The following is a 14,573-nucleotide window of genomic DNA, read 5'->3' as shown; positions in this document are numbered from 1 at the left end:
CCGTTTCGTTTTCAGCGGCGTTAAAGAGTTGGAAAGCCTGATGCGAAGCTGACCCTGCACAGGGCTGGATTTCGGGTGTTTTGGGAGGCGAATGTAAAGAAATAAGGCCTACAACCGGCGGATGCGATCAATCGACGGGGTTCGAAATACCCGATGCCTGCTGCGATGAACATTGCCAGCCACGTCTTCCGGCACAGCCATGCGCGCCCGGATGCGCTCGCGCTTTCCGTGGCGGGCGTGGACCTATCCTATGAGGCGCTCGCGGCCCTGTCCCGTCGCATCGCTGGCTGCCTTGCGCCCGCCCGGCGCACCGGCCGCGTCGGTATCCTGGCCTCCCGCAGCCTCGCGGCCTGCGCCGGTATTCTGGGCACGGCCTGGTCCGGCGGCACCTATGTTCCGCTCAATCTGAAACTCCCGGAAGAGCGGCTCGTCCAGCTTCTCGACACGCTTGACCTCGATGCGCTGGTGGTGGATGCGCGCGGCGCGGCGATGTTGACCCCGGGCGTCGAAGACCATCTTCCGGCAACGATCCTGCTTGCAGCGGACGCCCGCCCGCCCGCTGCCCTCCACGGTCGAACCGTGTTCCGCCTCGATGCCCTGCCGGATGGTGGACCGGCCGAGCCGGCGGACATTTCCGACGACCACCTTGCCTATATCGAGTTCACCTCCGGCACGACAGGCGTTCCAAAGGGCGTCATGGTGCCGTCGAGCGCCGTCGACCACTACCTCGCGGTCATGCAGGCCTGGTTCGGCTTCACGCCGGGGGATCGTGCGGCGGAAACCTGCGACATCACCTTCGACCTCTCGGTGCACAACATGTTCCTCGCCTGGCAGGCAGGCGCCTCGCTGCATGTGATGACGCCGCTCCAGATGGTGGCACCGGCGCGCTTCATCCGCGATCGGCAGATCACCACCTGGCTTTCCGTGCCGTCGGTCATCGCGATGATGCGGCAGAACCGGACGCTCCAGCCGGCCTCGCTGACGAGCCTGCGCATCTCGATGTTCTGCGGCGAGCCGCTGCCGGTGGGCGCTGCGCGCGCCTGGGCGGAGGCCGCACCCAACAGCATCGTCGAGAACATCTATGGTCCGACCGAAGCCACCATCGCCTGCCTGCGCCAGCCGGTCGTCGAACCCGTCGTCGTGACGCCCGCACGCGAGATCGTGGCGATCGGCTACGCCTATCCCGGCATGCGGGCCGCGATCCTGGACGCGGAGTTGAAGCCGGTCGCGACAGGCGCTGCCGGGGAAATCGCGCTCTCCGGCAAGCAGCTTGCGCACGGTTATTTCGGGCAGGAAGAGCTGACCGCAGCGCGCTTTCCACTCATCGGTGGCGAACGCTGGTATCTGACCGGCGATCTCGGCATGGAGGCAGAGGACGGCACGTTCCACCATCTCGGCCGCATCGACAATCAGGTGAAGGTCATGGGCAACCGTGTCGAGCTGGAGGAGGTGGAAATGCATCTGCGCACCGCCTCCGGGTCGGATCACGTCGCCGCCATCGCCTGGCCCGCGAGCGCCGGCTCGGCCAGCGGCATCGTCGGCTTCGCCGTCGGCGCGGCGATGGAAGGGCCTGCGATCCGTGACGCCCTGCGGGCGAAACTCCCGGCCTACATGGTTCCCTCCGCAATCCACCTCATCGAGACCCTGCCGCTGAACAGCAATGGCAAGGTCGACCGCAAGTCACTCTTCGCCGACCTCGACGCAGGCCACTTTGCCACGCGGGAGGACGCGGCATGAGCGAGACCGCGTCGTCGCAGAGGCAGGTCCGCCCCGGTCTTCTCGGGCTGGCGCTGGCGCTGCGTGCCGCCTGGCTCGGCATGGACAAGGCGCCCGCGGCCATCGCCTTCGCGACAAGCATGAAGGGCATCGTGCTGCTGCATGTCGCGGTCTTCCTCGTCTTCTGCACCACGCGGCCTGGCCCCGGCAGCATGCTGATCGTCGCTCTCGGCCTTGCCGGCTGCGCTGCCTTTCCGGCCCGGCGCACGCTGGTCATCGGTCTCACGACGCTGTTTTTCATCATGCTGCGGCCGACGCGCTCGGAGGAGCTCAGCGATTTCCTGCGCCGGGAGATGGATCTGGTCGGCACCATCGACCAGCGCATCCTGATTGCCGGCGCAGGCATTGCCTTCCTCGCCTTCGGCATAGCGGCGCTGCGCCTGCAATCGACCTTTCGCACGACGGCGCCGGGCCGCCATCCCGTCCTGACGATGATGCTTATCTTCTTCGCTGTCCTGGCGGTGCCGCTCTCCGGTCTTCTGCCCGTGAAATTCGCCGCGGAGGTCTGGCTGTTCCTTGCGGCGCTCGCCTCCGGCTTCTGGTGCATCGCCTATGCGCTGGCCGACCAGAAGGTGAAGCAGACCACCAATCCGCTTCCGCGCGTCGCCTTCTTCCGGCCGTTCTGGGAGGGACCGACGCTGCCGATCGGCAAGGGTGCCGGTTTCCTCGCGAAATTCGAGGCGAAGGACGAGACCGCACTCGCCGTCACCCGCCTCAAGGGGCTGAAGCTTATCGTCTGGGGCGCGTTGCTGGCCGGCGCCGATGTCACGGCCCGCAACGTTCTGAACACGGAAGCCGGCGTGCCGGTCCTGGCCGATGCCATGGCCGCCGCCGCCAAGGGCGCGCCGCTTCCGGCCGCCCTATCCTGGGCCTCGCTCGTGGTGCACTATCTCCTCGATATCCTGCACCTTGCAGCCTGGGGCCATATCGTCGTCGCGCTCATCCGCGTCGCCGGCTACGGCATTCCCCGCAATACGGTACGCCCGCTTGCCGCGCGCAGCCTGGCGGAGTTCTGGAACCGCTACTATTTCTATTTCAAGGAACTGCTGGTCGATTTCTTCTTCTATCCGGCCTTCCTGCGCTGGTTCAAGAAACACCCGCGCCTGCGTGTCGCTTTCGCCACCTTCTGCGCGGCGTGCGTCGGCAACTGGCTTTTCCATTTCATGGGCCGCATCGACATCCTCGCGGTGAACGGGGTTCTGCCGGGCCTGCGGGCCTTCGAAAGCTATCTTCTCTATTGCGTCGTGCTGGCCGGCGGGCTGATCGTGTCACAGCTTCGCAACCGGCGGCCGAAGCCGGAAGACGGATTTCTGCGCTACGATGTCCTGCCCCGTCTTCAGGTCGGCCTGTTCTTCTGCCTGCTCACCATCTTCAACGAACCCATCGACGCGTTCACCATCGGCGAACGCTTCGCCTTCCTTTTCAGCCTGTTCGGAGCCTGACATGAGCCTTTCCACCGTGGAACGACTTCGCACCGCCGTCACCGGCCTGCTCGCAGCCCGCGGCGACCGCGATCCTGTGCGCGATGACGAATCCCTGTTCATCACCGGACGGCTGGATTCGCTGGCGGCGACCGAAATGATCATGCTGCTGGAACAGGATTTCGAGCTGAATCTCGCCAGCGCCGATTTCGACGTCTCCGCCCTCGACACGATCACCGACATCACCGATCTCATTTCCCGCGCCCGCAATTGACGCCGCGGCGGCTGGCAGCGTCGCTTTGATGTGGATCGCTGTCGTTCCGTCGGTTCTTGCCGTTTCCAACCCCGCGAAAGTGCTTCACTTTGGGGGATGAATTCGCGCATCGCGCGTTCCGGCTGACCCATTTCCGATTTGATTCATACCGCGGTGGGGCGCCGACTGGAGGATGACATGACATTACAATCGATGACCGGCTTCGCACGGGTCGAGGGAACGAGCGGACGCAGCCGCTGGGTGTGGGAGCTGCGCTCGGTCAATGGCAAGGGCCTCGATCTTCGGCTTCGCCTTCCCCCCGGCCTCGAAGCGCTGGAGGCCGATGTGCGCCGGCTTGCCGGCGAAGCCTTTTCACGCGGTAACCTGCAGATCGGCCTTGCGACGAGCGTCAGCGAAGCGCAGGTCGAGGCCGTGGTGAACCAGGGCGCGCTTGCCGCCGTGCTGGCATTGCGCGATCAGCTCACCGGTATCGTGGATCCGGCGCCGCTGAAGCTCGATACGCTGCTCGCCGTTCGCGGAATCGTCGATTTCCGCGAGGCGGAGGAAAGCGAAGCGGAGCGGGCCACGCGTGACAAGGATATCAAGGCAGGCCTTGCCGAAGCGATCCGCTGTCTTGCCGACATGCGCGGCAAGGAGGGCGCGGCGCTCGCCGAGGTGCTGCTGGGGCAGGTCGCGCGCATCGAGGCGCTGACGCAGACCGTCGAGGCCGATCCTTCGCGCAGCGTATCGGCGATTGCCGAACGGCTTTCCGCGCAGGTGGCCGTGCTCATGCAGGGCACGACGGCGCTCGATCGTGACCGGTTGCACCAGGAGGCGGCGCTGCTTGCCACCAAGGCGGACCTGCGCGAGGAGGTCGACCGGCTGAAGGCGCATGTCGCTGCCGCACGCGAACTCATCGCCGAGGGCGGGCCGATCGGCCGCAAGCTCGATTTTCTCGCACAGGAATTTAACCGGGAATCGAATACGATCTGTTCCAAGTCGAACGCTGCTGCTGTAACGGCAGCAGGTATCGAGCTGAAGGTCGTCATCGACCAGTTCAGGGAACAGGTCCAGAATCTGGAGTAGGCCATGGCCGAGCCGTCGAAACATATCCAAATCGAACGCCGCGGGCTCATGCTCGTCATTTCTTCGCCGTCCGGGGCCGGCAAGTCGACGATCGCCCGCAATCTGCTTGAGGCCGACCCGGGCCTCAGCCTCTCGGTGAGCGTGACGACGCGCCAGCGCCGCGCCAGCGAGATCGCCGGCCGCCATTACCATTTCATCAACCACCGCGAATTCGAGCGTCTGCGCGATTCCCAGGCGCTTCTGGAATGGGCGGAGGTGCACGGCAATTTCTACGGCACGCCGCGCGAGCCGGTTGAGGAGGCCATGTCCACTGGCCGCGACATGCTCTTCGACATCGATTGGCAGGGCGCTCAGCAGCTGCAGGAAAAGATGCCGGCGGACGTCGTCTCCATCTTCATCCTGCCGCCGTCGATGACCGAGCTGCAATCGCGCCTGCATCGCCGCGCCGAGGATACCGAAGAGGTCATCCAGACGCGCCTTGCCAATTCCTGCGCCGAAATTGAGCATTGGCGGGAATATGACTATGTCATCCTCAACGACGACCTCTCGGTCGCCTTCGACGCCGTACAAAGCATCGTCAAGGCCGAACGCCTGCGCCGCGACCGTCGCCACGGGCTCTTCGAGTTCGTGACCAAGCTGGTGACGGAAAAGCCTGTTCTATAGGTGAGGAGAGGCGGGCGCCTCGTTCAGAGCGCGTTCGCCAGCCGCACGAATTCTTCCACGCTCAGCGTTTCGGCCCGCCGCTGCGGGTCGATTTCGGCACGTGCAAGCAGGGCCTCGCCGCCGAGCGATTTTACGCTTTGACGCAGCATCTTGCGGCGCTGGCCGAAGGCGGCGTGGGTGACGCGTTCCAGCGCGCTGACATCGCAGGCCAGGGGATTGGCGATGGGCTCCAGGTGCACGACGGAGGAGGTCACCTTCGGCGGTGGCGTGAAGGCCTGCGGCGGCACGTCGAAGGCCATGCGTGCGTCTGTACGCCAGCCGCAGAGCACGCCGAGGCGGCCATAATGGTCGTCATTGTCCTCAGCGACAATGCGAAGGCCGACCTCGCGCTGGAACATCAGCGTCAGTGAGTCCCAGAAGGGTGGCCAGGTCTTCGGCAGCAGCCAGTTGACCAGCAACTGCGTACCGACATTGTAGGGCAGGTTGGCAATGATGCGTACGGGCTCGCCCGGCGCCAGCGCCTCAAAGTCCGTCTTCAGCGCATCGCCTTCAATGACCGTCAGGCGACCGGGATAGTGGTCCGAGATTTCCGCGAGCGCCGGCAGGCAGCGCGCATCGCGCTCAATGGCAATGACCCGCTTGGCGCCGAGCGCAAGGATCGCGCGTGTCAGACCACCGGGGCCGGGGCCGACCTCGATGACGGTATGGTTTTCGATGGGGCCGGCCGTGCGGGCGATTTTCTGCGTCAGATTGAGATCGAGCAGAAAGTTCTGCCCGAGCGCCTTCTTTGCATCGAGTCCATGGCGCTGGATGACATCGCGCAGCGGCGGCAGTCCGTCGAGTGCGGCCATTATGCGCGTTCCCTTGTCGTCCGCTCGTGGGTGCCAAGCGTGTGGGCGAGCCGGATGGCGGCCAAAAGGCTGTCCGGCTTGGCAACGCCCTTGCCGGCGATTGCGAAGGCGGTGCCGTGGTCCGGCGAGGTGCGGATGAAGGGCAGGCCCAGCGTTGCATTGACGGAATCGTCGAAGCCGAGCGCCTTGGCCGGGATCAGCGCCTGATCGTGATACATGCAGATCGCCACGTCATAGGTCGCGCGGGCGGCATCGTGGAACATCGTATCGGCGGGCAGGGGGCCGACCGCATCGATGCCGGCAGCCTTCAGCCGCTCGACAGCCGGGCGCACGATTGCCTCGTCCTCCAGTCCGATGGTTCCGGTTTCGCCAGCATGCGGATTGAGCCCTGCAATGGCGAGCCGCGGGCGGGCAATGCCGAAGCGCTGGCGCAGGTCCCGCTCGGTGATCGTCGCGGTTTCGACGATCAGTTCCTGTGTCAGGACCGTTGGGACATCCTTCAGCGGAATGTGAATGGTGACAGGCACGCTGCGCAGTTTTGGTCCGGCAAGCAGCATGACCGGAAGCGCTTCCTTGCCGGTCGCCTTTGCCGCAAGATCGGCCAGGAATTCCGTATGGCCGGGAAAGCCGAAGCCGGCATCATAGAGCACGGCCTTGGCGATGGGGTTGGTGACCACCGCAGCCGTGCGGCCGGCGAGCGTCAGCGCGACTGCCGTTTCGATGGCGCCTGTAATGGCCGCTGCATTGCGGGAATCCGGCCTGCCCGATGTGACGGTTTCGCTGCAATCGCAAGAAAGGACGGGAAGTGCGTCGGAAAACAGCCGGGTGGCCTCTTCTGGCGTTGCGCTCGCGACAGTGATGTCGAGACCGAGCACTTTGGCGCGCTCACGTAGCACCTGCGCATCACCGACGAAGAGAAAGGGCGGCAGCGAGAGGGCATGACGGTTCGACCAGAGGGCGAGCGTGATATCCGGTCCGATCCCCGCCGGATCGCCCATGGTGAGCGCCAGCGGAGGCATGTTCGTCATCGTCATGGGACCTTGCCGTCAAGCGGTTGCGAGGGGCGGCGGGTGGCCGCCCGTCAAGTCGGGATCAACGTTCGGTGATGGTCGCTTTCTTGCGCAGCTCAGCGAGGAACTTCTTGCTGTTTGCGTCTTCCTCGCCGCTCTTCTCCTTGCCGATGTCCTCGGCACGGAAGACCGTTTCGGCCGCCACGTCGTCATTGACCTCCCGCTTCTTGCAGATCGCGAGATATTCGACGCCGCGTTCCGTAACGCGGGTGCCGGTCGTCATGCCGTCAGTCTTTTCGATGAGCGGCTTCCAGTCGGCGGGCATTTCAGGCGCGAGCACGCGGCCGAGGTCGCGGATCGAAACATCCCGCATCGTCGCGGCAAAAACCTTGGCCTGGTCGCAGCCGGGGAACTTCGAGCGCGAGGCTTCCGCCTCCTGCTTGCGCTTGCCGAGAATGGCGTTGCGCTTCTTCTCCGGCACGACGAAGATCACCTGCTTGAGGAAGTATTCGGTGGTGACGGGCTTCTTGCCGCCATTTTCCTGCATGCGCTGCATCAGCGTCTTGTCGTCGGCGCCGCGACCGTAACGGGCGTTGACCAGGCGTGGCCAGCTCATCTGCACGGCGATATACTGCTTGAAATGGTCGACGCCGACGCCAGCCTGGTTGAGGATCTTGGCCATCTGCTCCGGCGACATCTTGTTGGACGCTGCAAAACGCGCGAAGGCAGTGTCCACGTCGCTCGTGCTGACGGACGCCTTCGCACGCAGGATTTCACCGCGCTTCAGGGCGTCGTCGATCATCTGCTCGCGGGCCAACGCCCGCAGATTACCCTTCGCGCGCTGCAGCTTCAGAAAGTTGGCGCGGCTTTCGACATCACCAGAGGTGATCGGCGTGTTGTTGACGACGGCGACGACCGAGCTTGCGGCCTGGGCGGTGCCGGCCGGAAGCGTCAGCGTCACGGCGGCGGCCAAGGCCACGCCCATCATCATGGAACGTACCAGAGATTCTCTGCCCATCATGCCAGTCCCTTTCCCAAACCCATTTCCACAGCCGTCAGCGTACAGGCACGCTTCCGGCAGTGTCTCTCCCGGATGTGCATAATACATGCGGCCAAACGATGACAAGAGTGGAGCGATGCCCTTACTCGAAGCCGGTCAGCGTCGTATCGCCGACATGGATGTCGCCCAGCGTGCGGAACATCAGGCGCGCGCCGATCGACCAGTCGTTTGCCGTGCTGCTGGATTTATCGCGTGTCTGCTCGTAGACGATCGAGAAAACGGTGTCCCGGTCGTCATAGGAAAAGCCGATGCCGTTGCGCGACAGGCTCTTGCGGTTGAGATCGTAGGTGAGCGAGCCGAAGACTGACCAGTAGTCCTTGAACTTGAAGGCCGCCGCACTTTGCAGCTCGCTGGCGTTATCCGCCAGGCCGTATTCAGGCTGTGCAGCGATGCGCGTATAGGTGAGCTCGGTCTCGAAGCGGGCGCCATCGAAGCGTAGTGACGTATCGGAGCGGCGGACCGACAGGTCGTCCTTGTCAAGCCGGGCGCTGGACGCGACCGAGAGGCCGTTCGGCAGATCGATGCCGGTCATGCCGACATAGTCGGACGAATCTGTCTCGAGGCCGGAATTGGCGCCGGCATGGACCAGGTCGTCGGTCGCGAACGAGTTTACGCCGCCGAGATGGAAGGACTGGCCGATGATGCTGCGCAGCCGCACGCCGTTGTCGAACGTGCCTGTGTAGCGTAGGCCAAGATTGGCGCGCGATCCACCCTCGATACGATCGAATCCGGAGAACTTGTCGCGCTCGAACAGGTTGGTGGCGTCGAAGACGAAGCTCTGCGAATCCTCGTTCGGCAGCGCCCCGGCAAGGTCTTCGTCCGGGCGGACATAGATCTGGGCGATCGGCTCGAAGAGATGCGTGCTGTAATCGGTTGTCGCCAGGATCGGGTAGCGCGCTTCAAGGCCGGCGGTCAGCATCGCCCGGGTCGCACTGTTGTCGTTTTCATAATTACCGGCGTATTTAAAATCACCGGCGTAACCGTCGGGCGCCGTCATGTCGAGGCGATGTATATCGCCGCGCGCCGCCAGCAGCGGTGTCAGCACCAGGCCGCCGGGTACGATGAACTGGCGCTTCCATTCCATTTCGCTGGTCAGCCGTGTCGTGCCGCCGGCGAGCCCGCGAAAGCGATCATTGTTGCCTACGCTGTATAAATCCTCGAGGTCACGCTGGACGTTGGTGATGTTCGTCGTGATGCTGAGTTCGCCGCCAAGCACCGGCTGCGGTACGATATATTCGTGGTCCAGCGTCTGCGCGATTGCCTGCTTGCGCTCCAGCTTGTCCACCGGGTCGGCGTCCTGCACGTCGAAATAGAAGGCGCGCATGTCGAAGCTGTTACGGCGGCCAAGGCCGGACAGGTAGAACTGGTTGGCATGGATGCGATCGTCCAGGCCATCCAGATCATAGGTGCGCGAGAAGTTGTTGTCGGTCTGTACCATCACATCCCAGCCGAAGGCCCAGCGGGGATTGATCTTGAAGTTGCCCTGTGAGGCGACCATGCCGCGGAAGTCTTCGTACCGGTCGCTCGTGCCACCCGTGAAAACGCTGGGGTTCGTTTGCTGGATGCCGGCGGCGCGCAAGGTCACCTGGCCGTTATGAAAACGCTTGCGGAATTCACCTTCGAGCAGAAAACCTTGGCGGGTCAGCACGGTGGGCGAGAGCGTCGCATCCATGTCCGGTGCGATGGCGAAGTAGTAGGGCGTCGTAACGCCGAAGCCGAGCTTCTGCTCATAGCCGAACTGCGGAAACAGGAAGCCGCTCTTCCGCTTGACCGTATGGTCCGGCACTTCCAGCACCGGAATATAGGCGATCGGCCTGCCGAACATCTCGAAGCGGGCACGCTCGAGCCGGATCGTCTTGGTGCGGCCGTTCTGCACGACGCGCTCGGCCTTGATCTGCCAGAGCGAGCGATGCGTCGGGTTCGTGGCGCAGGGCGTGCAGGCGGTATAGACGGCGTGGTTGAGGATCATTTCCTCGCCGTTGACGCGCTCGCCGCTGGTCGCCGCAAGTTTGGTGAGGTCGGTGGTCTCGATGCGCAACGCATTGACGAAGCCGTTGGCGAAATCGTCCGACAGGTCCATCTCATCGCCATAGATCCGGTTGCCGGTCGGTTCGATGAGTTCGATATTGCCGTGCGCCGTCAAGCGGCCGGTGTTCTGATTGTATTCGACCTGGCGGGCGACGAGCCTGTAACCGCCATAGTTGATCTGCACCGCGCCGCGGGCAATCACCTTTTCCGTGTCGTTATTATAGACGAGTTCGTTGGCAGCCAGGATGAGCTTGGCGTCATCCGGAATGTTCGGTTCCATCGTCCGGATGTCGGGTGCCTGGGCCTGCGCGGGCAGGGCAACGGCGGACACGAAGGCGCCCATGGCCGCACCTGCAAGCAGGGCGGCTTTCGACCACCAATTCGTTTTGCGGGCGCCTGCCGCCACTAGCCGTCCTCCTGATGCAGAAGAATAGTCGCACCCAACGACATTGCGACGACCACTGGGAGCCAGGCCGCAACAAACGGAGGAACAACACCGCTGCTTCCAAATGCCTTCACAAGCACGGTGACGACATAAAGCATGAAGCCAGACAGGATTCCACCCAGAATCACCGCACGCGATTGATTAAACCGGCTAAATTTCAATGATACACAGGCCGCGATCAGCGTCATCGCAACCAGGAGAAGCGGCAGCGACAGCATGGAGTGGAACTGCGTTTCCATGGCGTTTGTGGGGAAACCGAACGACTTTGCCGCCTCGATCTTCCGTCCAAGGCTCAAAAATGGAATGGATTCAGGCTTTTCGAGGCTTTCCTGAACGAATTCCCGTTTCAGGTTGGTACGAAGCTGCGCCTCCTTGAGACGGACCGGCAATTCTCCAATCCGCGTTTCGTTGACGTTGTTAAGCAGCCAGTAACCATCTTCCAAGGTTGCCGATTCGGCATCCTGGCGCAGTGCGATGCGGCCGTCGGTATCGAAGTGGATGACCGTGACGTTCAAAAGCCGTGTGCCGTCGTCAAGCAGCGCCTTGGCGCCGATGATCGCCTGGTCGTCGCCATAGATCTGGCGGATCCACGGTACGGCGTTTTCCGTACGCGAGACGGTGGCGCCCCAGCTTGCTTCGACTTCCTGTGCCTTCTTGCTGCCCCAGGCGGCGATCGGGCTGATGATCAGCACCGCCAGCACCCCGAACAGGAAGGCGCCGACGACGAAGGGACGCAGGAACTGCCAGACGGAAATGCCGGCAGCACGCGTGACGACCAGCTCGTAGCGCCGGTTCAACGAGATCAGCGCCGCCATGCCAGCAAAGAGCGCCACGAAGGGCACGGTCTGCATCAGGATCATCGGAATGCGCAGCGCGGTGACGAGCAGGCCGCTGGTCAGCGTATAGCCCGGCAGCGAGCCGATGCGGTTCGACAATTCGCTGAAATCGATGATGAAGATCAGCGAGAAGATGCCGAGCAGGAACCAGATGGTGGTGACGATGTAGCGGCGGAAGAAGTAGAGGCCGAGGGTCGGGATCATGGCTGGCCGCCTCCGGTGGGTGTCGAGCCCGCCCGCGTGAAGCGCGACAGCACTCGGTCGCGCAGGTCCGTGAGCCGTTCGCCCAGCGTCATCGGGATGTCAAGGCTCTTGTTGCGCCCAAGGAAGCGGATCGCCAACGCCGCGGTGACGATTGGAATGAGATACATGACGGGTATGAAATAGACGGACTCTTCGGCGTTGTTGGATGCGTAGAAGCTCAGCCAGCGTACGAAGAGTGCCGTCAACAGCGCCGTCAGCATCGGATGCACCCGCGCCTCGCGATGCGAGCGGGCATCGGCGCTGACGACGAGCGCGATCAGGCCGAAGACGGCGGGCAGCAGCCATTCTGTGAAGCGACGGTGCAGCTCGGCGGTAAAGGTGCCCGGATTCTTCTCGAACTGTGGGTCCTTCGGATCCGGGTCCAGCAGGTAGAACAGGTCGCGATCCTTGGCGCGGATGTTCGATTTGCCGAGGCTCTGCGTAAGGTCGGTGAGGTCGAAGGCATAGGAATCGAACTTGATGATCGAGACATCGCCGTCCGGCAGCTTGCGATGCACCTCGCCGTCCTTCATGACGAGCGCCGAGCTGTTTTCGTCCACCGCACCTTCGCGGGCATAGTAGACGAGTTCGAAGCGCGGATCACGGGTATCGGCAACGAAGAGGCCGCGCAGCACGCCGCCGTTGCGGCGCTCCGCCACCTGCACATAGAGGCCGTCGGCAACCTTGCGGAAGGTATTTTCCTGCACGACGGCGGAGAGCATGTCGGCATGGGCTGTGGCGATCATCTTGCGCACGGCGACACGCGAATAGGGTTCGGCGAAGTTGTCGACGGCGAAGGACACGAAGCTCATCGCGATCGCGAGGATCATGACGGGGCGGATGATGGTGACGCGCGAGGCACCGGCCGAATTCAGCACCGTCAATTCCGAATCGGAATTCATCACGGTCAGCGTCTGCGACACGCCGATGACGAGCGCGAAGGGCAGGATGATCGGGATGACCGAGGGAATGATCAGCGTCGCGAGCTTCAGGAAGGCGAAGATTGACTGGCCGCTGTCCGTAACGAGGTTGACGCTGGCCAGCGCCTGCGTGACCCAGACGATACCGAGCAAGGGCACGAGCGTGGCGACGAACATGAGCGACGCCCGCCGCAGGATATAGCGCTCGATCAATTTCATCGTTTCGTCCGCGTTTCCGACAAGCGGCTCCGGTGTCGTGCTGGGGCACCCGTCGGAACAGCCATGGGCATATAAGCTTTCTTCAGCCGGATGCTATAGCCAGGAGTCTCCACTCCGATGGAAAATTTATGGCGAACAAGCATGCTTAACCTTCTGTAAACAAGGTGACGCATCTTGCCAAGCGCCGCAAAAGCGACAAGGAATTGATGCGATTTGCGGGCTCCCAGGCGGGATGACAGGCCCGCCGGCTGACATTCGGAGTAAGTCATGGCTTCCAGGTTCGACATCGGTTTCGCAAAGACGGCACGCGCTTCGGGTGGTCTCGCGATTCTTCTGCAGATTGCCGGCGGTGAGGCGGCCGGCGTTGGTGAGGTCGACCCGGAAGGTGTTGTCGCGCGCGCTGCAGCGGTCGCGAAGTTCACCGGCAAGGCGCTGAAAAGCCTCGACGTGTTGGCGCCGCATGGTGCGCCGGTGGATCGTATCCGCATCCTCGGCCTCGGCGAGGCCGACAAGCTCATCGCGCATGATTGGCTGAAGGCCGGCGGAGCCGCGGCTGCCAAGATCGCCGGTGTGGACAAGGCGGTGATCTACCTCGATGCGCCCGGTATCACCGTGACGGCGAAGAATGCCGCTGACTTTGCCCTCGGCATGCAGCTCGGCGCCTACAGCTTCGATATCTACAAGACGAAAAAGGGCGAGGATGACGAGGCAAAGGCCGGCAAAGCGACCAAGGTGACGATCGTCACCGCTACCGCCGCGGCTGCAAAGAAGGCGAACGACATTTCCGATGCCATTGCGGAGGGCGTGATTCTCGCCCGCAATCTCGTCAACGAGCCCGCCAACGTGCTCGGCCCGGTCGAATTCGCCGACAAGGCCAAGGCACTGGAAAAGCTTGGTGTCGAGGTGGATATCCTCACCGAGCGCGAGATGAAGAAGCTAGGCATGGCGGCGCTGCTCGGCGTCGCGCAGGGTTCTGTGCGTCCGCCACGCCTCGCGGTCATGCACTGGAAGGGCGGCAAGGAGAAGGACCGCCCGATCGCCTTCATCGGCAAGGGCGTCGTCTTCGATACCGGCGGCATTTCCATCAAGCCGGCGGCCGGCATGGAGGACATGAAGGGCGACATGGGCGGTGCCGCCGCGGTCATCGGCCTGATGCACACGCTCGCCGCCCGCAAGGCGAAGGCGAATGTCGTCGGCATCCTCGGCCTTGTGGAAAACATGCCCGATGGTAATGCCCAGCGCCCCGGCGACATCGTCAAGTCGATGTCCGGCCAGACGATCGAGGTCATCAACACGGATGCCGAAGGCCGCCTCGTGCTCTGCGATGCGCTCTGGTATTGCAACGAGACCTTCAAGCCGCAGTTCATGGTCAACCTCGCGACCCTGACCGGCGCGATCACCGTGGCGCTTGGCAGCCACCATGCCGGCCTGTTCTCCAACGACGACACGCTTTCCGCACGCCTCACGGCCGCCGGCCTTGCCACCCACGAGCGCCTGTGGCGCATGCCGCTCGGCCGTGAATACGACAAGATGATCGACAGCAAGTTCGCCGACATGAAGAACACTGGCGGCCGCCTGGCCGGCTCGATCACCGCTGCGCAATTCCTGCACCGTTTCGTCAAGGACACGCCCTGGGCCCATCTCGACATTGCCGGCACCGCCATGGGCTCGCCGACCGACGAGATCAACCAGTCCTGGGGCTCCGGCTTCGGCGTGCGCCTGCTCGACGAACTGGTGCGCGCGAACTACGAGGGGTGACCGG

The 14,573-nt window shown here is 63.5% G+C and carries 12 protein-coding genes; 6 read left to right on the top strand and 6 right to left on the bottom strand.

All coding sequences use genetic code 11. The features are described from left to right. Positions 1-153: 153 nt before the first annotated feature. The 5 genes from BSY16_RS08530 (at position 154) to gmk (ending at position 5,199) form a co-directional block, all read left to right on the top strand. Positions 154-1,737, top strand: a complete 1,584-nt coding sequence (locus tag BSY16_RS08530; RefSeq protein WP_069059259.1) for an amino acid adenylation domain-containing protein — start codon at positions 154-156, stop codon at positions 1,735-1,737. Next, positions 1,734-3,218: a hypothetical protein gene (locus BSY16_RS32325; protein ID WP_069059258.1), complete on the top strand. Its 1,485-nt coding sequence runs from the start codon at positions 1,734-1,736 to the stop codon at positions 3,216-3,218. The genes BSY16_RS08530 and BSY16_RS32325 overlap by 4 nt, the downstream gene beginning before the upstream one ends. Before the next feature lies 1 nt (position 3,219). Then, positions 3,220-3,471, top strand: coding sequence for a phosphopantetheine-binding protein (locus BSY16_RS08520; RefSeq protein WP_069059257.1), 252 nt, complete (start codon positions 3,220-3,222; stop codon positions 3,469-3,471). A gap of 177 nt (positions 3,472-3,648) precedes the next feature. Then, complete coding sequence (locus tag BSY16_RS08515) at positions 3,649-4,536, top strand: YicC/YloC family endoribonuclease (RefSeq protein WP_069059256.1); 888 nt, start codon at positions 3,649-3,651, stop codon at positions 4,534-4,536. A gap of 3 nt (positions 4,537-4,539) precedes the next feature. After that, positions 4,540-5,199 carry a guanylate kinase gene (gene gmk / locus BSY16_RS08510; RefSeq protein ID WP_069059255.1) on the top strand — a complete coding sequence of 220 codons (660 nt, stop codon included), beginning with the start codon at positions 4,540-4,542 and terminating at the stop codon, positions 5,197-5,199. 23 nt (positions 5,200-5,222) lie between these two features. Here gmk and rsmA read toward each other — a convergent pair whose 3' ends face one another. The 6 genes from rsmA to lptF form a co-directional block, all read right to left on the bottom strand. After that, complete coding sequence (gene rsmA / locus BSY16_RS08505) at positions 5,223-6,050, bottom strand: 16S rRNA (adenine(1518)-N(6)/adenine(1519)-N(6))-dimethyltransferase RsmA (RefSeq protein WP_069059254.1); 828 nt, start codon at positions 6,048-6,050, stop codon at positions 5,223-5,225. After that, positions 6,050-7,084: a 4-hydroxythreonine-4-phosphate dehydrogenase PdxA gene (gene pdxA, locus BSY16_RS08500; RefSeq protein WP_069059253.1), complete on the bottom strand. Its 1,035-nt coding sequence runs from the start codon at positions 7,082-7,084 to the stop codon at positions 6,050-6,052. Before pdxA ends, rsmA begins: the two co-directional genes overlap by 1 nt. A gap of 58 nt (positions 7,085-7,142) precedes the next feature. Next, the gene (locus BSY16_RS08495) at positions 7,143-8,081 is read right to left on the bottom strand and encodes a SurA N-terminal domain-containing protein (RefSeq protein WP_069059252.1); all 939 of its coding nucleotides are present in this window, start codon (positions 8,079-8,081) and stop codon (positions 7,143-7,145) included. A 121-nt stretch (positions 8,082-8,202) separates the two neighbouring features. Beyond that, positions 8,203-10,554, bottom strand: coding sequence for an LPS-assembly protein LptD (locus BSY16_RS08490; RefSeq protein WP_069059251.1), 2,352 nt, complete (start codon positions 10,552-10,554; stop codon positions 8,203-8,205). Continuing rightward, positions 10,554-11,633 carry an LPS export ABC transporter permease LptG gene (gene lptG, locus BSY16_RS08485; RefSeq protein ID WP_069059250.1) on the bottom strand — a complete coding sequence of 360 codons (1,080 nt, stop codon included), beginning with the start codon at positions 11,631-11,633 and terminating at the stop codon, positions 10,554-10,556. Before lptG ends, BSY16_RS08490 begins: the two co-directional genes overlap by 1 nt. Further along, positions 11,630-12,811, bottom strand: a complete 1,182-nt coding sequence (gene lptF, locus BSY16_RS08480; RefSeq protein WP_069059249.1) for an LPS export ABC transporter permease LptF — start codon at positions 12,809-12,811, stop codon at positions 11,630-11,632. Before lptF ends, lptG begins: the two co-directional genes overlap by 4 nt. Positions 12,812-13,078: 267 nt before the next feature. On the opposite strand from lptF, the gene BSY16_RS08475 reads away from it, so the two are divergent. Then, positions 13,079-14,569 carry a leucyl aminopeptidase gene (locus BSY16_RS08475; RefSeq protein ID WP_069059248.1) on the top strand — a complete coding sequence of 497 codons (1,491 nt, stop codon included), beginning with the start codon at positions 13,079-13,081 and terminating at the stop codon, positions 14,567-14,569. Positions 14,570-14,573: the final 4 nt, after the last annotated feature.

This window comes from Sinorhizobium sp. RAC02 (genome assembly GCF_001713395.1).
In the GTDB taxonomy this organism is placed as follows: domain Bacteria; phylum Pseudomonadota; class Alphaproteobacteria; order Rhizobiales; family Rhizobiaceae; genus Shinella.
This window is presented reverse-complemented; position numbering and strand designations above follow the sequence as displayed.